At 69.1% G+C, this 17,149-nt stretch carries 17 protein-coding genes; 7 read left to right on the top strand and 10 right to left on the bottom strand.

The features are described from left to right. Positions 1 to 3: 3 nt before the first annotated feature. From ABW16_RS28005 to ABW16_RS14410, 4 genes are all read right to left on the bottom strand, one after another. Positions 4 to 177 carry an Rv1535 domain-containing protein gene (locus ABW16_RS28005; RefSeq protein WP_327083216.1) on the bottom strand — a complete coding sequence of 58 codons (174 nt, stop codon included), beginning with the start codon at positions 175 to 177 and terminating at the stop codon, positions 4 to 6. A gap of 72 nt (positions 178 to 249) precedes the next feature. After that, positions 250 to 603: a DUF2304 domain-containing protein gene (locus ABW16_RS14400; protein WP_047319852.1), complete on the bottom strand. Its 354-nt coding sequence runs from the start codon at positions 601 to 603 to the stop codon at positions 250 to 252. Then, positions 600 to 1,298, bottom strand: a complete 699-nt coding sequence (locus ABW16_RS14405) for a glycosyltransferase family 2 protein (protein ID WP_047319853.1) — start codon at positions 1,296 to 1,298, stop codon at positions 600 to 602. Before ABW16_RS14405 ends, ABW16_RS14400 begins: the two co-directional genes overlap by 4 nt. A gap of 27 nt (positions 1,299 to 1,325) precedes the next feature. Further along, complete coding sequence (locus ABW16_RS14410; protein WP_047319893.1) at positions 1,326 to 2,525, bottom strand: hypothetical protein; 1,200 nt, start codon at positions 2,523 to 2,525, stop codon at positions 1,326 to 1,328. 158 nt (positions 2,526 to 2,683) lie between these two features. On the opposite strand from ABW16_RS14410, the gene ABW16_RS14415 reads away from it, so the two are divergent. Next, positions 2,684 to 3,676 (top strand): TerC/Alx family metal homeostasis membrane protein, encoded by a 993-nt coding sequence (locus ABW16_RS14415; protein ID WP_047319854.1) that lies wholly within the window; start codon positions 2,684 to 2,686, stop codon positions 3,674 to 3,676. 53 nt (positions 3,677 to 3,729) lie between these two features. On the opposite strand, the gene ABW16_RS14420 is transcribed toward ABW16_RS14415, so the two are convergent. Next, a complete protein-coding gene (locus tag ABW16_RS14420; protein ID WP_047319855.1) occupies positions 3,730 to 4,218 on the bottom strand; it encodes an inorganic diphosphatase in 489 nt (162 codons plus the stop codon). 79 nt (positions 4,219 to 4,297) lie between these two features. Between ABW16_RS14420 and dacB the strand changes: the two genes are divergently transcribed. Genes dacB through hpt form a run of 4 tightly spaced genes read left to right on the top strand, consistent with a single transcriptional unit; the run spans position 4,298 to position 8,311 of the window. Further along, complete coding sequence (dacB, locus tag ABW16_RS14425) at positions 4,298 to 5,674, top strand: D-alanyl-D-alanine carboxypeptidase/D-alanyl-D-alanine endopeptidase (RefSeq protein WP_047319856.1); 1,377 nt, start codon at positions 4,298 to 4,300, stop codon at positions 5,672 to 5,674. Then, positions 5,665 to 6,705: a zinc-dependent metalloprotease gene (locus ABW16_RS14430; RefSeq protein WP_047319857.1), complete on the top strand. Its 1,041-nt coding sequence runs from the start codon at positions 5,665 to 5,667 to the stop codon at positions 6,703 to 6,705. The genes dacB and ABW16_RS14430 overlap by 10 nt, the downstream gene beginning before the upstream one ends. Next, the gene (gene tilS, locus ABW16_RS14435; RefSeq protein WP_047319858.1) at positions 6,684 to 7,655 is read left to right on the top strand and encodes a tRNA lysidine(34) synthetase TilS; all 972 of its coding nucleotides are present in this window, start codon (positions 6,684 to 6,686) and stop codon (positions 7,653 to 7,655) included. Before ABW16_RS14430 ends, tilS begins: the two co-directional genes overlap by 22 nt. A gap of 29 nt (positions 7,656 to 7,684) precedes the next feature. After that, on the top strand, positions 7,685 to 8,311 hold the full coding sequence (hpt, locus tag ABW16_RS14440; RefSeq protein WP_047319859.1) for a hypoxanthine phosphoribosyltransferase: 627 nt from the start codon (positions 7,685 to 7,687) through the stop codon (positions 8,309 to 8,311). A gap of 6 nt (positions 8,312 to 8,317) precedes the next feature. Here hpt and ABW16_RS14445 read toward each other — a convergent pair whose 3' ends face one another. Further along, positions 8,318 to 9,847, bottom strand: a complete 1,530-nt coding sequence (locus tag ABW16_RS14445; RefSeq protein ID WP_047319860.1) for an HNH endonuclease signature motif containing protein — start codon at positions 9,845 to 9,847, stop codon at positions 8,318 to 8,320. A 60-nt stretch (positions 9,848 to 9,907) separates the two neighbouring features. Beyond that, positions 9,908 to 10,651, bottom strand: a complete 744-nt coding sequence (locus ABW16_RS14450) for an SIMPL domain-containing protein (RefSeq protein WP_047319861.1) — start codon at positions 10,649 to 10,651, stop codon at positions 9,908 to 9,910. Between the two features lie 65 nt (positions 10,652 to 10,716). Here ABW16_RS14450 and ABW16_RS14455 point away from each other — a divergent pair, with 65 nt between their 5' ends. Then, the gene (locus tag ABW16_RS14455; protein WP_052956922.1) at positions 10,717 to 11,571 is read left to right on the top strand and encodes an SCO6745 family protein; all 855 of its coding nucleotides are present in this window, start codon (positions 10,717 to 10,719) and stop codon (positions 11,569 to 11,571) included. Positions 11,572 to 11,577: 6 nt separating this feature from the next. Here the strand turns inward: ABW16_RS14455 and ABW16_RS14460 are convergent, their stop codons facing one another. The 3 genes from ABW16_RS14460 to ABW16_RS14470 are packed head-to-tail and all read right to left on the bottom strand — an operon-like array spanning position 11,578 to position 14,758. Then, positions 11,578 to 12,594, bottom strand: a complete 1,017-nt coding sequence (locus ABW16_RS14460) for a zinc-binding dehydrogenase (protein ID WP_047319863.1) — start codon at positions 12,592 to 12,594, stop codon at positions 11,578 to 11,580. After that, complete coding sequence (locus tag ABW16_RS14465; RefSeq protein ID WP_047319864.1) at positions 12,594 to 13,787, bottom strand: LLM class flavin-dependent oxidoreductase; 1,194 nt, start codon at positions 13,785 to 13,787, stop codon at positions 12,594 to 12,596. The genes ABW16_RS14460 and ABW16_RS14465 overlap by 1 nt, the downstream gene beginning before the upstream one ends. Next, entirely contained in the window at positions 13,784 to 14,758 is a 975-nt protein-coding gene (locus ABW16_RS14470) for an alpha/beta fold hydrolase (RefSeq protein ID WP_047319894.1), read from the bottom strand. Before ABW16_RS14470 ends, ABW16_RS14465 begins: the two co-directional genes overlap by 4 nt. Positions 14,759 to 14,909: 151 nt before the next feature. Here ABW16_RS14470 and ftsH point away from each other — a divergent pair. After that, the coding region (gene ftsH, locus ABW16_RS14475) for an ATP-dependent zinc metalloprotease FtsH (protein WP_047319865.1) at positions 14,910 to 17,149 on the top strand (2,240 nt) is incomplete at its 3' end.

Raw genomic sequence — 17,149 nt, forward strand, 5'->3', positions numbered from 1 at the left:
CGGTCAGCCGGCCGGCCGAAGCACTGACGCCTCGGACCGCGGTCGCTGGGACGCGGGAAGTTCCACTTCAAGCACTCCGGCGCGCCAGAGCAACGCGTACAACTCGATCATCGGCACTGTCAGGAGTGCCGCTGTGACTTCGGCTAGAGGTTCGGCCAGGACTTCGGTCGCCCGCATACCTGTAACAGTGCGGGCCCGAATCGGACGAGCGGCAAACCCGCTGTTACCGCTGGGACAATTGTTTCCGAATTACTGTGGTTGGGGTTCGGGTTCGGGCGGCTCGGCTTGCGCGAGCGCTATCACCCTGGCCAGCCGGGCATAGCGCAGCTCCAGATCGCGAAACCGCATGTAGGTGCTCAGCGTGGTGAACGCGAAGACCATGACCAGCACGTACAGCATCAGATCGGTGCCGCGGCGCACCCCGAGCCAGTTGGCCAGCACGGTGGTGTCGTCGGGACGCAGAACCGCGTAGATGCCGGCCACCACGAACACCAGGTAGCCGACTTTCACCCAGGCTCGCGACTGGGCGGAGCGTCGCGAGAGCAGCAGGTAGATCAGCAGCACCAATACCGCCGAGATCAGCAGCACCTTGATCCAGTTCATCGCGACATCCTCTTGCGCAGCAACCCGTCGAACAGGATGTTGACGCCGTTGAGCAGCGGCTGCCCCTTCGACTTGGAGTAGTCGGTATAGAGCACCTCCACCGGCTCTTCGCCCACCCGCCAGCGGTTCTCGGCAATCAGCGCGATGAACTCCCCGGCGTGGCTCATCCCGGTCATGGTGAGGTCGAGGCGGTCGGCCACCCGCCGGTTGAACACCCGCAGACCGTTGTGGGCGTCGGAGAGCCCGAGCCGGCGGATTCGGGGGTTGAGGCATACCGCGGCTCGCAGTATCGCTCGTTTGAGCGGCGGCACCGTCGCGGCGGCTTCGGGTTTGGCGAACCGCGTGCCGATGACGATGTCGAGGTCGGCGGTGTCGAGACGGTCGATCATGCGCACCAGGTCGGCCACCCGGTGCTGGCCGTCGGCGTCGAAGGTGGCGAACAGTCGGGCGCCGGGCTGGCGGCGGGCGAACTCGACTCCGGTCTGGATGGCCGCGCCCTGACCGAGGTTGACCGGATGGCGCACGACATAAGCACCCGTGCGCCGGGCTACGGCCGCGGTGTCGTCGGCGCTTCCGTCGTCCACACAGACCACGAAGTCGAAAACCGAACGGATCCCGGCGATCACGTCACCGATGACGGTCGCCTCGTTGAACGCCGGGACGATAATCCAGACATCGGGGTAGCGGGTGTCGATGGTTTAGAAAATACACGCTTGCGCCGCTTACGAATCGGTGCGCAACGCGGCCAGATGCACGGCGATCCCCACCAGTGGGCCGCACAGCAGGGCCACCACGGTCCTGGTCGGCAGGTCCAACGGCAGCAGCAGGAGCAAGGTCGAGGCCACCGTGGCGCCCACCCAGCCCAGCGCGTAGGCGCGATGCAGTGCTGCGGCGACCGTCGCAGCGCCGGTCAGCGTCAGCAGCGCGATCGCGGTGGCGGCCGTCGTCAGTCCGGCCAACAGCAGTCCCTCGGCACGGTAATCCGGGCCGAACACCGTGCGCAGCAGCCACGGACCGAGCAGGCCCGCCGCCACCGCGCCCGCCGCGCCCAGCGCGGCGACGGCCGCCGCCGGCGTGCTCAGCGCCCGCAGGCGGCGACCACGCTGGTCGACGAAGTGCGCGATCAGATTGCCCTGCATAGCGGTCAGCGGCACCAGCAGCGGCGCCCGGGTCACCGTGACTGCGAGGATCACCACACCACCCGCAGCGCCCAATTCGCCGTAGGTGGCCTGCAGCAGCACCGGAAACCCCATCACCAGGATCGCGCTGGCCCCGGCGGCGGTGATCGAATGCGCCGCGCCGCGCAGGAATCCCGCCGTGCTCACCGGAGTCAGCAGTCGCGCAGCTGAGCGGGCCGCGGGTGAGGCGGCCAGCAGCAGCAGCCAGGCCACCGCGCCGGCCACGGTGGCCCACAGGAAGCCGACCAGGCCGGCGCCGATCACGAACGTCGCGGTGGCCACGGCCACCCGGATGCTCGCATCGGTGACCATCAGCGCGCCGTACTGCGTCCATCGGTTGGCGCCGGCCAACATGCCGAGCAACGTGGCGTGCACCGCGAAGTTGGCCAGCCCGAAGCACAGCAGTCCCACCGAGAGCCAGCGCGCCTCGACGAACACGTGGCCGCTCCACAGCGGCGAACTGGCGGCGACCACACCGGCCGCCACCAGCCCGCTCAGCCCGGCAACCCGTAGCGGGCGGGTGTGTGGCGTGGACGGGCGGTCGGGCCGGGCGTCTTGGGCGAACCGGACTTCCCGGGTGGTCTCCTGCAGTAGGCCGTTGGCGGCGCCGTTGACCAGTCCGAACGCGCCCCAGAACACGCCGAACACCGAGAAACCTGCCGGGTCGAGGTCGCGTGCCGCCAGGTACAGCACCGCGTAGCCGCAGAGTGCGCTGAGCAGGGTTGCGGTGCCGACCCGGGCCATACTGGCTCGGCCGACGGGGCCGGTTGCCAGCCCACGGGGGAACCCGGGGGATCCGGTACCACCGACATCGGTCACCACGGCGAAAATACTAAGCGGGCCGCGGGGTACGGTCGGTCAGCCCGCTGAACATCGCCGACTCAACGACCGGAGGCCGACCGTTGGACCCGTCGCTGTTCGAATGGCTGGTGACGTTCGCGGGCCTGAGCGCCGTGCTCGGCTTCGATCTGTTCCTGGTCGCCCGCCGCGTACACGAGCCGACGATGCGCGAGGTCGCGATCCGGCTGTCGTGCTACATCGGGCTGGCGGTGGCGTTCGGCATCTGGGTGTGGCATTTTCACGGCGCGAAGTACGGCATGCAGTTCTACGCCGGCTGGCTGACCGAGTACAGCCTGTCGGTGGACAACCTTTTCGTGTTCGTGATCATCATGAACAGCTTCAACGTGCCCAAGAAGTACCGCCAGGAGGCGCTGTTCGTCGGCATCATCCTGGCGCTGTCGTTCCGGGCGGTGTTCATCGCGCTCGGCGGGGTTGCCGTGCAGCGGTTGTCGTGGACGTTCTACGTGTTCGGTGCGTTCATGGCCTACACCGCGGTCAAACTGCTGCGCCACGAAGACCCCACCGGTGAGGGTGAGGGCGAGGGCGGCAACAACGCGGTGGTGCGTTTCGCCCGCACCCACCTCAATGCCACCGACGGCTGGGGGTCGGGCGTGCGGTTCTTCGTCCGGGACAACGCCGGGGCGTGGGCCATCACCCCGATGTTTCTGGTCGCGCTCGCGCTGGGCACCACCGACCTGGTGTTCGCGATGGACTCCATCCCGGCCATCTACGGACTGACTCGCCAGCCCTACCTGGTGTTCACCGCCAACGTGTTCGCCCTGATGGGACTGCGGCAGCTGTTCTTCATCCTCGGTCAGATGCTGAGCCGGCTGGTGTATCTGTCCCAGGGGCTGGCGGTGATCCTGGGGTTCATCGGGGTGCGGATGATGTTGCATGCGCTGCGCACCAACGAGGTGTGGTTCATCCACTCCGGCCGGCCGCTCAACGTCCCGGAGATACCCACCCCGGTCAGCCTGGGGGTGGTGGTGGGGGTGTTGCTGCTGACGACGGTGGCCAGCTTGTACCGGACCCGCGGGTTTACCTCAGCCGAGTGAGAAGACCGGAATCGACGGCGCCGCGGTACGCAGTTCGTCGTCGCGCCGCCGAATCAGTGCCCGGAGGTCTTGAACCGTTCGATCGACCGGGTGATCTCAGCCTCGGCTTCGGCACGGCCCACCCAGTCGGCGGCCTTGACGAACTTGCCCGGCTCCAGGTCCTTGTAGTGCACGAAGAAGTGCTTGATCGCGTCCAGCTCGTAGGCGGGCACGTCGCTGATTTCCTGAATGTGGTCCCACCGGTGGTCACCGGCCGGCACACACAGCACCTTGGCGTCGCCGCCGGCCTCGTCGGTCATCTGGAACATCCCGACCGGACGTGCTTCGACCAGCACACCGGGGAACACCGACTGCGGCAGCAATACCATCGCGTCCAGCGGGTCGCCGTCCTCGCCGAGGGTGTCCTCGATGAAGCCGTAGTCGGTGGGGTAGCCCATCGGCGTGTACAGGTAGCGGTCGAGCTTGACCCGCCCGGTGGCGTGGTCGACCTCGTACTTGTTGCGCTGGCCCTTGGGGATTTCGATGGTCACGTCGAATTGCACCGGGTCAGTCTAGGCGGCCCGGACTGACGCCCGGACTCCGCCCGTCCGGCACAATTGCGCCTGACAGGGGAGGAAAGACATGCAACCCACTCGGTGGCGACACAGCAGCGCCCATCTGGGTATCGCGGCCGCGGTGCTGGCGCTGGCCGCCGCGGTGGTGGTCGTGGCGGTAGTTGTGCTCCCGGACGAATCCGGCGCCGGTGCGCGCGTCGTGTCGTCGGCGCCGGCGGCGACCGCCAAGCCCGGGGTGGTTCCGGTCTCCGACGACGCCCCGGTACCGGCCGGCAGGGCCCTGGCAGCAGCCATGGCCCCGGCGTTGGCCGACCCGAATCTGGGCCGGCTCACCGGGCGAGTCACCGATGCCGTGACCGGCAAGGCGCTGTGGACACAACAGGAAGACCTGCCGATGCAGCCGGCGTCGACCAACAAGGTGCTCACCGCGGCCGCCGCCCTGCTGGCGCTGGATCAGGGCGCCCGGGTCACCACCCGCGTGACGGCGGGCGATCAGCCCGGGGTGGTGGTGCTGGTGGGCGGCGGCGACCCCACCCTGTCGACGGCCGAGGTCGGTCAGGACACCTGGTATCGCGAAGCCGCGCGCATCAGTGATCTGGCCGAACAGGTTCGTCGCAGCGGGGTGAGCGTGACCGAGGTTCAGGTCGACACATCGGCGTTCACCGGCCCGACCATGGCTCAGGGGTGGGACCCGGAGGACATCGAAGGCGGTGACATCGCACCGATCGAGGCGGTGATGGTCGACGGCGGCCGGGTCCAGCCCACCACAGTCGAGTCCCGGCGGTCGACGACCCCTGCGCTGGATGCCGGAAAGGCGCTGGCCGCGGAGCTGGGTGTCGACCCCGACAAGGTGAGCATCGCGTCCTCGTCGGTGACCGGGCGCGAGCTGGGCGCGGTCCGATCGGCGCCGCTGGTGGTCCGCCTCGGCGAGATGATGAACGCCTCCGACAACGTGATGGCCGAATCCATCGCCCGCGAGGTGGCCGCGGCGATGGGCCGGCCCCGCTCGTTTGCCGGTGCGGTCGACGCGGTGACCAACCGGCTGGCCACCGCCCACATCGCGGTAAGCGGAGCCGCCCTGCAGGACTCCAGCGGGCTGTCGGTCGATGACCGGCTGTCGGCCCGGACCCTGGACGAGGTGGTGCAGGCAGCTGCCGGGCCGGACCTGCCCGAGTTGCGTCCGCTGCTGGACATGCTGCCGGTCGCCGGTGGCAGCGGCACCCTGTCCGAGCGGTTCCTCAACCCCAAGACCGGGCGCGGTGCGGCCGGTTGGCTGCGGGCCAAAACCGGCTCGCTGACCCGCACCAACGCGCTGGCCGGCATCGTCACCGACCGCGACCAGCGGGTGCTGACGTTCGCGTTCATCTCCAACGACGCCGGACCTACCGGGCGGACCGCGATCGACGCGCTGGCCGCGGTCCTGCGAACCTGCGGATGCGGATGAGCGAATCCGGCGTCGGGAGCGCGGTGGACTTCGAGTTCGCCGCGACGGTCGGTGGCTGGCTGGCACGCCCCGCACCGCCGATGACCGACTACACCCGCCGCCAGGTCGTCGAGGAACTGCACGGCAGTGCCCGCGCTGCGGAACCCCTGGTGCGAGAGGTCACCGGCCTGGGCGACGACGGTCCCGTCCCCGACGCACGGGTGGTCGACCGGCGGCAGTGGATCTCCGCCGCCGCCGAATCGATGCGGGTGATGATGGGCGGCTCCGAGCAGCCGGCCGGTTTCCTCACCAGCCGGCTGACGGGGGCGCAGACCGGCGGGGTGCTGGCGTTCGTCTCCTCGGCCATCCTGGGCCAGTACGACCCGTTCTGTGCAGGCGGTGGCGCGCTGCTGCTGGTCTACCCCAACGTGGTCGCTGTCGAGCGCCAGCTGCAGGTGACGCCGGCCGACTTCCGGTTGTGGGTCTGCCTGCACGAGGTGACGCACCGCGTGCAGTTCAGCGTCAACCCGTGGCTGGCCGGCTATATGTCGGAGGCACTGGCGGTGCTTACCGGGGACAGCAGCCCGGATCTCACCCAGGTGGTGGGCCGGCTGGCTGACTACCTGCGGGGTCGGCGTGACGACGCCGAGTCGTCGGGCCCGTCGGGGATTCTGGGCCTGGTGCGGGCGGTGCAGTCCGAGGAACAACGCACGGCGCTGGACCAGCTGCTGATGCTGGGCACGCTGCTCGAAGGCCACGCCGATCACGTGATGGACGCGGTCGGGCCGCTGGCGGTGCCGTCGGTGGCGACCATTCGGAGCCGTTTCGAGGAACGCCGTCAGCGCAGCCAACCGCCCCTGCAACGACTGGTGCGGGCGTTACTGGGCCTCGACGCCAAGATGAGCCAGTACACCCGAGGCAAGGCGTTCGTCGACGCGGTGGTCGACCGCGTCGGCATGGACCGGTTCAACGCGGTCTGGTCGGGTCCGCAGACCCTGCCGCTGCCCGCCGAGATCGAAGAACCCCGACGGTGGATCGACCGGGTGCTCTAGCCCAGCTGCGTGCCGCGCTGGGGACGTTCGCCGAGCAGTATCTGCCGCAGGGCGGAGGCTGGGCGGTGGCATTGTCCGGTGGACCGGACTCGCTGGCGCTGACCGCCGTCGCCGCCCGGATGCGGCCCACTACCGCGCTGATCGTCGACCACGGCCTGCAAGCAGGTTCGGCCCAGGTGGCCGAGACCGCGCGAAGTCAGGCACTCGACCTGGGATGTGTTGACGCGCAGGTTATTCCGGTGACCGTCGGAGGCAAGGGCTTTCGAGGCGGCCCGGAAGCTGCGGCCCGCACGGCCCGCTACGCAGCGTTGGCCGATGCCCGTGGCGGCGCCCCCGTGTTGCTGGGACACACGCTCGACGATCAGGCCGAGACGGTGCTGCTCGGGCTCGGCCGTGGTTCGGGAGCCCGGTCGATGGCCGGGATGCGGCCGCACGACCCACCGTGGTGCCGGCCGCTGCTCGGGGTACGACGCGCAGTGACCGGACAGGCCTGCGCCGAACTGGGGCTGACGCCGTGGCTCGACCCCCATAACAGCGACGGTCGCTTCACCCGGGTACGGCTGCGTGCCGAAGTGCTGCCGCTGTTGGAGGACGTGCTGGGCGGCGGGGTGGCCGAAGCCCTGGCCCGGACCGCGATCGCGCTGCGGGAGAACACCGAGCTCATCGATGCGCTGGCCGAGCAGGCGCTGCCCGGCGCCACCGCCGGCGACGCGTTGGATGCAGCTGCGCTGGCGGAGTTGTCGGGTCCGGTGCGCCGCGCGGTGATCCGGCGCTGGCTGATCGACGGAGGCGGGCGTGGCCTGACCGACCTGCAGATCCGCGCAGTGGACCGGCTGATCACCGCATGGCGCGGGCAAGGTGGGGTGGCGATCGGGTCGGACCTGCGGGGACAGCGACTGTTCGCGGTGCGCGGCGACGGTCTGCTGCGGCTGCGCCGCGAGCCGATCTGAGCTCCGGACGTGAATTTCCTCCGCTGCAGTTGGTTGTCGAACTCCCGCCATGGCACGCTGTGCTGGTGGCTGCGATCTCGCCGGGGGAGAGACCTGAGTTGTATGCGGGTGACATCAAATCGGTATTGCTGACCGAGGAGCAGATCCGGACCCGCACTGTCGAACTCGGCGCGCAGATCGCCGGCGACTATGCCGAGGGCCGCGCCGAAAGTGGTGACCTGCTGCTGATCACGGTGCTCAAGGGCGCGGTGCTGTTCGTCACGGACCTCGCCCGGGCGATTCCGCTGCCCACCCAGTTCGAGTTCATGGCGGTCAGCTCCTACGGTTCGTCGACCTCGTCGTCGGGGGTGGTGCGCATCCTCAAGGACCTCGACCGCGACATCAGTGACCGCGACGTGTTGATCGTCGAGGACGTCGTCGACTCCGGTCTGACGCTGTCGTGGCTGCTGCGCAACCTGGCCACCCGGCGGCCCCGGTCCCTGCGGGTGTGCACCCTGCTGCGCAAACCCGACGCGCTGGGCGCTGGCGTCGATATCTCCTACGTGGGTTTCGACATCCCGAACGACTTCGTGGTCGGCTACGGCCTGGACTACGTGGAGCGTTACCGCGACCTGCCCTACATCGGCACCCTGGATCCGCGGGTCTATCAGAGCTGACCGCCGCTAGAAGGGTGGTGGGTCGTTGGGGTCGATGCCGGGGGCTACTTTCGGGAACCAGATGGCGTCGCGGGCGGCGCGTCGGGCTTGGCGGGCTTTGTGGTTGTAATTGCGTTCGGTGGCGATGCGGGCGGCGCGGTGTTGGGCGCGGGTGCGTCGGCGGCGGGGCATCATCGCGGTGCGGTCACCACAGCGGTCCTCGTCGCGCCGCTGGGTTGGCTTCAGGTTTCCGGTGGGTGCGCACAGGTGCGGGAACAGCAGGGAGCTGCCCGGGGTGGTGACGTAGGTCTGCCCTGCCGGTGAGGTCAGGATCACCGCGCCGTCGGGCAGTTGCTGATCGCGCCAGCCCCAGAACGTTTTCACCAGATGGTGGGTGCGGCAATAGCATTTGAGGTTCGACGGATGGGTGACACCGCCGTCACCGCGGGGAATGGTGTGGTCGATGTCGCAGTCGAGTGCTGGGCGGTCACAGCCCGGCCAGCGGCACGTTAGATCCCGGCACCGCACGAAATCCGCGAGTGCTTTGGAGGGCACATACCCGGGCTCGGGTGGGGCGTCGGCGGGGTGCACCAACGCCACCAGCCGGGCCGATTTGGCGAGTTCGGCGATCAGTTCCGGTGGGATGAGTCCATCGGCCTCGACCATGGAGCCCGGCTGCTCACCGGTGCCGTCGAGGGTGGCCTGCTGGGCGATCACATGAATCACCACCGGCGAGGCGCCCGGGCGCCCACCTGCCGCACAGTCGGACCGGCCGCAGCGGCATCCCAGCCGATCGGCCCGCGCCGCCAACGCCCCCATGGCATCGGCGCGCCGCTGCGCGCGAGTCCGTGGGTCGTGCTCACAGACCGTGGCCGCCAACGCATCCAAGGCCTTATCCACTGCACGCGCATCGACGCTGAACAGGCTGCCCTGGATCTCCGAGAGACCGCCTTCGACGTAGTCCCCGAACAGGATCTCGCGTTCGGCCTGCCGTTCCTTGCGGCGGCGCACCGCATCGGCGTCGGCTTTGGCCACGATCTTGTCGATCTTGCCCGCCAACCGGCTCATCGTCAGCGACGGCCAGCGCACCACCTGCGCCGCCAACTGCCCATCGACGGCCGCCAGCACCTCGCGGTCGGTGATCAACCCGGTGCGATACACCATCGTCTGAAACAACCGCAGATCGATATCACCGGCCGCAAAGACCTGCGCCACCTGCGGCAGCTGCTCGCGCATCGCCCGGGCATACCGCAGCCGACTGCCCGCGAGCCCTTGGCTGATCCGCAACGCCGCGGCGACCTCGGCGGCCACTGCCGCCTCGGTGTCGACCGCCCACTCCTCGGTTTCGCTACAGCGACTCAACCGCAGCGCAAACAACTCCCCGATCGCCACCAAGTGCGCGGCTGCCGCCCGGTTCTCCGCCCGCGCCGAGGCGCAAATCCGCTCCACCAACGGCGCCGACTCCGGCGTCACCGAGGGATACCGCCGCTCAAAGCGCTCAGACAGCCGCGCGATCGACTCCGCAGACGGAAGCCTCGATGGCGACTGTTCGAACATACGTGCGATTGTAGCAGCATCCACTGACGCGTGCCGAACAACTCGGGACGAAGCCGACCTCTAGGACAGCTCCCAGACCGCCGTCACCGTGAAGCTCACGGTCTGCTGGCCGGGCTCAACCGGGGGAGCGGCGGCCATCGCACGGGGCATCGGCATCCCGACCGGCATCGGCGGCGGTGTCCCGCCGGCCACCTCGGAGATCGAGATCACCTGGCCGAGTCGCAGACCCGACAGCTGGGCGTACTGCTCGGCGCGGTCCTTGGCGTCGTTGAAGGCCCGCTCCCGGGCGCCGCGCACCAGTGCCGAATCGTCCTCGATGGAGTAGCTCACCCCATTGATCCGGGTGGCGTCCCCGCCGGCCCGCACGATCACCGCCAGCACCTGGGAGGCGGAATCGCGCTCGACCTTGACCCGGATGGTGTTGCCGGCCCGGTAGCCGGTGATGGTCGCCGACCCGCTGGCGTCGGGATTGCCGTACTGCGGCTGCAGGCTGACCTGGGTGGTGCTGATGTCCTTGCGGTCCACGCCCGCGTCCACCAGCGCGTCGATCACCGCCTGCTGACGCTCGCTGGTCTGGTTCATCGCGCTGGTGACGTCTCCGGCGACGAACTCGATGCCCGCCTCGGTGGTCAGGGTGTCCGGAACCCCCTGGACCTCACCGGTGCCCACGACGGTCACCTGGCGTGGGATGTCCTGGCCGCCGCTCGGCGCGGCGTCGCAGCCGGCCATCGCGAGGGCGGCCACGCCGGCCAGCGCCAGCGTCATCGACCAGCGGAGAGCCATCCGGGCACTGTGTGTCGGCATGCTTGGCACCCTATCGGAGTCGATGCACGCACCGGCGGAAAAGACCCGTGCGGCACACTGAGGCGATGACCTCCGCGCCGTCGCGAGCACTGTCCAACGCCATCGAGCCGTTCGCCGGCCAGGTGTACTTCTCCCCGGAGTGTCACCGCGGCTATGCGGCACTGGGCTTCGGTGCCAGCCCCGCCACAACCGGTGGGGTCGAAATGCCGGATGGGCCGGCGTACTTCTGTAGTCGCGGTTCCGCGCTGGGGCAGGCGCCCGGCGAGGTGATCGCCGCGACGTTCGCGGTGTTCAACCCCGCCGTAGTGGTTCCCGCGGTCGGCTACGGCTGGACGTTGACCGATGCGCCGACCATTCGCGCGGCCCGCACCGAAGGTGCGGTAGCGCAGCTGCGCCGGGTCTTGGGTGCGGCTCCCGATGGCGTCGGGCGTGCGGTGGAACTGCTGCGCCGCGCCGCTGATGGCCTCTCGGTGGCGGGCAAGCCGCTGTTCGCGGGGGTGGTGGCCGACGGACTGGCGGGCGAGCCGCTGACCGATGCCTGGCTGCTGGCTGACCGGCTTCGTGAATTCCGCGGCGACGCGCACGTGAATGCCTGGGTTGCAGCGGGATTCGACGCCGTCGAGATCGGCCTGATCACCGAGCTCTACCGCGGATTCCCGCCGCGTACCTACGTCCGGAGCAGGGCTTGGAGCGACGACGAGCTCACGGCCGGCGAGGCCCGGTTGGCGCAGCGGGATCTGGCACGTGACGGCGTGCTCAGCGATGCCGGGCGTGCCGCTCGCGAGGCGATCGAGACGGCGACGGATGCGGCGTGCGCGCCGATCGTCGTGAACCTCGGCGACGACCTGGGCGAGTTGGTCGAGCTGGTGGGTGGCTGGTCGAAGCGGCTGCTCGACGCCGGAGCGTTTCCTAAGGCGTGACCAGCCCTAGGGCGTGACCAGGATCTTGCAGTGCCTCTCGGGGTCGGCCAGGTCATCGAATGCCGCACCCACCCGGTCGAGTCCGACCTCGCCGGTGATCAAGGGCGCCACATCGATCTGCCCCTCGGCGATGGCCCGCAGTGACGCGGCGAACTCCGCCGGTTCGTAGGCCAGCACGAACTGCACGCTGATCTCTTTGGCGATGCCGTAGAACGGGTGCACCGTGTCGGGCTCCATGCACACCCCGGCGACCACCAGCCGGCTGCCGACCGGCGCTCGCCGCAGCACGTCGTCGATGATGCCGGGCACGCCGACCGCCTCGAAGATCACCTTCGGGGTGACGGTGTCGAACGGTGATCCCTGCGCCGGGTCGAGGGTGCGCTGCGCACCCATCGTCGTCGCCAGTTCTCGCCGGGCAGAGGAATAGTCAGCGGCCACAATGTCTTCCACGCCCATGGTGCGCAAGGCGGCGATGATCGCCATCCCGATCGGTCCGCAGCCCAACACCAGCGCCGTCTCGCCCGGCGTGACGCCGGACTTGTTGACCGCGTGCAGGCCCACCGCCATCGGTTCGGTCAGTGCGGCGTGGCGGGGGTCCATCCCGTTCGGGATCGGCAGCAGCAGCGGAGCCGACAACAGCATCTTCTCGGCATAACCTCCTACCGTGGTGTTGGAGTAGACGATCGGTTCGATACCCTTGGCGGCCAACAGAACTGGAATGGAGGTGACGGGCGTTCCGGCGGGAAAGGTGTCGGTGCCGGGGCCGGCTTCGAGCACTTTCGCGCTGAACTCGTGACCCATGAAGATGTCGGCGCCCAGATCGACGGATGCCCGGGAGGACGGGCTGCCGGACATGGCGTGCGTCGCGGCCAGCACCTGCTCGCCGTGCGAGGCGAAATGCAGGTCGGATCCGCAGATGCCGCAGGCGGTCACCTCGACGAGTACCTGGCCCGGACCCGGCGTCGGCTCCGGCACGTCGTCGCGGTAGATCATTCGCCCATCGCGCAGCACCGCAGCGCGCATCAGTGTGACCCGCCACCGGATTCGGTGACGTGCTCGACCACGGCGTTCTGGATCGCCTGGCCGGCCCGGCCGAACAACGTGTCCCGCATGCCCCTGGCCCATTCGTGTGATGCCCTGGGCGCGGTGAGTTGGCCTTTGAAGTGTGGAATCACCTTGCGGGCCAACAGCTCGTAACTGTGATAGGTGGCCTCCGGTGAGGCCCAGTCATGCCCGAGGAACAGCAGGGTGCCGAATCCTCCGGAGCGCTCCAGCAAGCCGGTGATGTGCTCGATCGCGTCGTCGGGGGTGCCGATACAGCAGCTTCCGGCCGCGGCGTAGGCCTCGACGAACTCGGTCGGTGTCTGCGGTGAACCTTCGACTTCGCTGGCCAGTGGTACGAACCCGGCTGCGCCGAAGTAGTTCGCGAAATCCTGCAGTCCGTAGGTGCAGTCGGCCACCGCCTGTTCGCGGGTGTCGGCGATGTGCATGATGCTCAGCACCCGCCAGTCGTTGCGGTCGGGTTCGTCGCGGCCGGCTTTGGCGGCCTGATCGCGCACCACGTCCCAGGTGTTCTCCAGCGCGGCGAACCCGCCCGGCACCGACATCGACAGCGACAGCAATGAGGTGCCCAGCGCGCCGGCCAACCGCGGTCCGGACGGCGAAATCATCGCGGCTGCAGAGACTTCCGGATACGGCCAGGTGTAGGGGCGAATGTGCAGGGCGGCGTCGCGCAGGGTGAACCAGTCCGAACGCCGGGTGATCAATTCGCCCGGCTCAGCCCGGAACAGCGCCAGGATCGCCTCCAAGGACTCCTGCATCATCCGGCGCTGCTCGACGGGATCGATGCCCATCATGTAGGCGTCGGTGGGCAGAGCGCCCGGTCCGGCACCGAACATCACCCGCCCGCGCGTCAGGTGATCCAGCAGCACCCAACGGTCGGCCACCATCAACGGGTGGTGATAGGGCAGCGAAACCACGCCGGTGCCCAGCCGGATGTGTTTGGTGCGTTCGGCAGCCGCCGCGATGAACACCTCGGGGCACGCGATCAGCTCGTAGCCACCCGAATGGTGCTCGCCGAACCAGGCTTCATCGAAGCCCAGCCGATCCAGCGCGACGACGCGCTCCAGGTCGTATTCCAACGCGACTGTGGGGGATTGGCCCAGCGCGTGGAACGGGGTGATGAAGACCCCGAAGCGCAGGGGCCGGGCCGTCACGATGCCGCTCCGGTCGGCATGCCCGCCAGGAATTCCAGCAGTACCTCGTTGACCTCGTCGGGCCGCTCCTGTTGCAGCCAGTGGCCGGCGCCGTCGATGATCACCTCGCGGTAGGGACCGGTCACCAGCTCGGCTGCTCGGTCGCGGCGGGTGAAAGCCAGCACCGGATCGGCGGATCCGGCGATGAACAGGGTGGGCACGTCGATGGTGGCGGCGGCTGGATTGGTCATGATCTCCCAGTTCCGGTCGAGGTTGCGGTACCAGTTCAGCCCGCCGGTGAACCCGGTGCGGGTGAACTCGGCGATGTAGTGGTCCAGTTCGTCGGCGCTGATCCAACCCGGACGCGCCGCCGGCTCGGCGAGCCGATCGATGAAGCCCATTGGGCCGGGGGCCGTCATCAGTAATGCCGATTCGCGGTCGGTCGGGCTGAGGCTGCCCATCATCCGGCGCATGGTGCGCGCCGGGTCGGAATCCAATTCAGCGTCGGCGACCCCGGGCTCCTGGAAATAGAGCATGTAGAAAAAGTTCTCGCCGAAGATATTGCGGAACGCCTCCGTCGGAGGCACCTGCGGACGGGGCACCGGCGGCACGCTGAGCCCCACCACGCCGGCCACCCGGTCCGGGTGCAGCTGCGCGGCGCTCCACACCACCGGACCGCCCCAGTCGTGGCCGACCCAGATCGCACTCTGGGCGCCGACGTCGTCCAACAGGCCGACCAGATCTCCGGTGAGCGCTGCGATGTCGTAGGCCCCGACCTCGTCCGGTCGCGACGAGCCGCCGTAGCCGCGCTGGTCGGGGGCCAGCACGTGGAAGCCCGCGTCGGCCAGCGCCGGGATCTGATGTCGCCACGAGAAGGCCAATTCCGGGAATCCGTGCGCCAGCAGCACCACCGGGGCCCCGCGCTCGCCCGCTTCGGTGACTCGCAGGGTCACGCCGTTTGTGTCGACGAATCGTTGAGTTGCTCGTTCGATTGCGGGAGCCACCGTCACACCAAAGCACAACCGGGCCGGGATGGAACAGGGTTCCCGAGTCCGGCCAGGCCCGTTTGCCACCGGGGACGGTAGCCTGAACATGCCCAGCTGCATGTATTGGAAGGATTTGGCCGCGCCCGGCCGATGTCTGATGAATCGCAAAAACGTGATCCGCACCGTCACCGCGATAGCAGTGGTGTTGCTGCTCGGTTGGTCGTTCTTCTATTTCAGCGACGACACCCGCGGATACAAGCCGGTCGACACCTCGGTGGCGGTGGCCCAGATCCACAGCGGCAACGTCAAGAGCGCCCAGCTCGACGACCGCGAGCAACAGCTGCGGCTGGTGCTGAAGACCCCGCTCACCAGCGTCGAGGTCACCGACAAAGCCGGCCAGTCGGGCAAAGCCGACAAGTCCGCCCGGGCCGAGCAGGTCGACAAGCTGATCACCAAGTACCCGACCGGGTACGCGGTGCCGCTCTACACCGCGTTGACCGCCAAGAAGGCCGAGATCAACACCGTGGTGAACCAGGGCAGCCTGCTCGGGTCACTGCTGATCTACATGTTGCCGATGTTGCTGCTGATCGGGTTGTTCGTGATGTTCTCCCGAATGCAGGGCGGCGCCCGGATGGGCTTCGGCTTCGGCAAATCGCGAGCCAAACAACTGGGCAAGGACATGCCCAAGACCACCTTCGCCGACGTCGCCGGCGTGGATGAGGCGGTCGAGGAGCTCTACGAGATCAAGGACTTCCTGCAGAACCCGGGCCGCTACCAGGCGCTGGGCGCCAAGATCCCCAAAGGCGTCCTGCTCTACGGCCCGCCCGGCACCGGCAAGACGCTGCTGGCCCGCGCGGTCGCCGGTGAGGCGGGCGTGCCCTTCTTCACCATCTCCGGCTCGGACTTCGTGGAGATGTTCGTCGGTGTCGGCGCCTCCCGGGTGCGGGACCTGTTCGAGCAGGCCAAACAGAACAGCCCGTGCATCGTGTTCGTCGACGAGATCGACGCGGTCGGCCGCCAGCGCGGTGCCGGGCTGGGTGGCGGGCACGACGAGCGCGAGCAGACGCTCAACCAGTTGCTGGTGGAGATGGACGGGTTCGGCGAGCGGGCCGGGGTCATCCTGATCGCGGCCACCAACCGGCCCGACATCCTCGACCCCGCACTGCTGCGCCCCGGCCGGTTCGACCGGCAGATCCCGGTGACCAACCCTGACATCGCGGGGCGGCGTGCGGTGCTGCGGGTGCACTCCAAGGGCAAGCCCATCGCACCCGACGCCGACCTGGACGGGTTGGCCAAGCGCACCGTCGGTATGTCCGGCGCCGACCTGGCCAACGTGATCAACGAGGCGGCGCTGCTGACCGCGCGCGAGAACGGCACCGTGATCACCGGCGCGGCACTGGAAGAAGCGGTGGACCGGGTGATCGGTGGTCCGCGCCGCAAGAGCCGGATCATCAGCGAGCACGAGAAGAAGATCACCGCCTACCACGAGGGCGGCCACACCCTGGCGGCGTGGGCGATGCCCGACATCGACCCCGTCTACAAGGTCACCATCCTGGCCCGCGGCCGTACCGGCGGGCACGCGGTGGCGGTGCCCGAAGAGGACAAGGGGCTGCGCACCCGCTCGGAGATGATCGCCCAGCTGGTGTTCGCCATGGGCGGGCGTGCCGCGGAGGAACTGGTGTTCCGTGAGCCGACCACCGGCGCGGTCTCCGACATCGAGAAGGCCACCGCGGTCGCGCGCGCCATGGTCACCGAGTACGGCATGAGCGCCAAGCTCGGCGCGGTCCGCTACGGCAGCGACCACGGCGACCCGTTCGTCGGGCGGGCGATGGGTAAGCAGCCCGACTACTCCCACGAAGTGGCCCGCGACATCGACGACGAGGTCCGCAAGCTGATCGAGGCCGCGCACACCGAGGCCTGGGAGATCCTGACCGAATACCGCGACGTCCTGGACGTGCTGGCCGGCGAGCTGTTGGAGAAGGAGACGCTGCACCGCGCCGACCTGGAGAAGATCTTCGGCGACGTGACCAAGCGGCCCCGGCTGACCGCGTTCGACGACTTCGGCGGGCGGGTCCCGTCGGACAAGCCGCCGATCAAGACCCCCGGTGAGCTGGCCATCGAGCGGGGCGAGCCGTGGCCGCAGCCGAAGCCGGAACCGGCGTTCAAGGCCGCCATCGCTCAGGCGTCTCGGGACGCGGCGGCCAGGGCGGGCGAATCCGGCCCCAACGGCAGCAACGGCGTGCCCGCGGGCGACGCCGCGCCGGGCACTCAACCCGACTATGGCGCCCCGGCGGGCTGGCACGCCCCCGGCTGGCCGCCCTCGCCGCAGCAGTCGCAGCCCCCGCAGCAGGGCGGCTACTGGTATCCGCCCCAGCACTGGCCGCCCAGCGGTTACCC

It is taken from the genome of Mycolicibacter heraklionensis (genome assembly GCF_001021505.1).
Classification (GTDB): Bacteria; Actinomycetota; Actinomycetes; order Mycobacteriales; family Mycobacteriaceae; genus Mycobacterium; species Mycobacterium heraklionense.

Excerpts from the sequence above, each read along its gene's own strand:
- ABW16_RS28005 (WP_327083216.1), bottom strand. The coding sequence starts at position 177 with ATGCGGGCGACCGAAGTCCTGGCCGAACCTCTAGCCGAAGTCACAGCG.
- ABW16_RS14400 (WP_047319852.1), bottom strand. The coding sequence starts at position 603 with ATGAACTGGATCAAGGTGCTGCTGATCTCGGCGGTATTGGTGCTGCTG.
- ABW16_RS14410 (WP_047319893.1), bottom strand. The coding sequence starts at position 2,525 with ATGGCCCGGGTCGGCACCGCAACCCTGCTCAGCGCACTCTGCGGCTAC.
- dacB (WP_047319856.1), top strand. The coding sequence starts at position 4,298 with ATGCAACCCACTCGGTGGCGACACAGCAGCGCCCATCTGGGTATCGCG.
- ABW16_RS14430 (WP_047319857.1), top strand. The coding sequence starts at position 5,665 with ATGCGGATGAGCGAATCCGGCGTCGGGAGCGCGGTGGACTTCGAGTTC.
- ABW16_RS14445 (WP_047319860.1), bottom strand. The coding sequence starts at position 9,847 with ATGTTCGAACAGTCGCCATCGAGGCTTCCGTCTGCGGAGTCGATCGCG.
- ABW16_RS14450 (WP_047319861.1), bottom strand. The coding sequence starts at position 10,651 with ATGCCGACACACAGTGCCCGGATGGCTCTCCGCTGGTCGATGACGCTG.
- ABW16_RS14455 (WP_052956922.1), top strand. The coding sequence starts at position 10,717 with ATGACCTCCGCGCCGTCGCGAGCACTGTCCAACGCCATCGAGCCGTTC.
- ABW16_RS14460 (WP_047319863.1), bottom strand. The coding sequence starts at position 12,594 with ATGCGCGCTGCGGTGCTGCGCGATGGGCGAATGATCTACCGCGACGAC.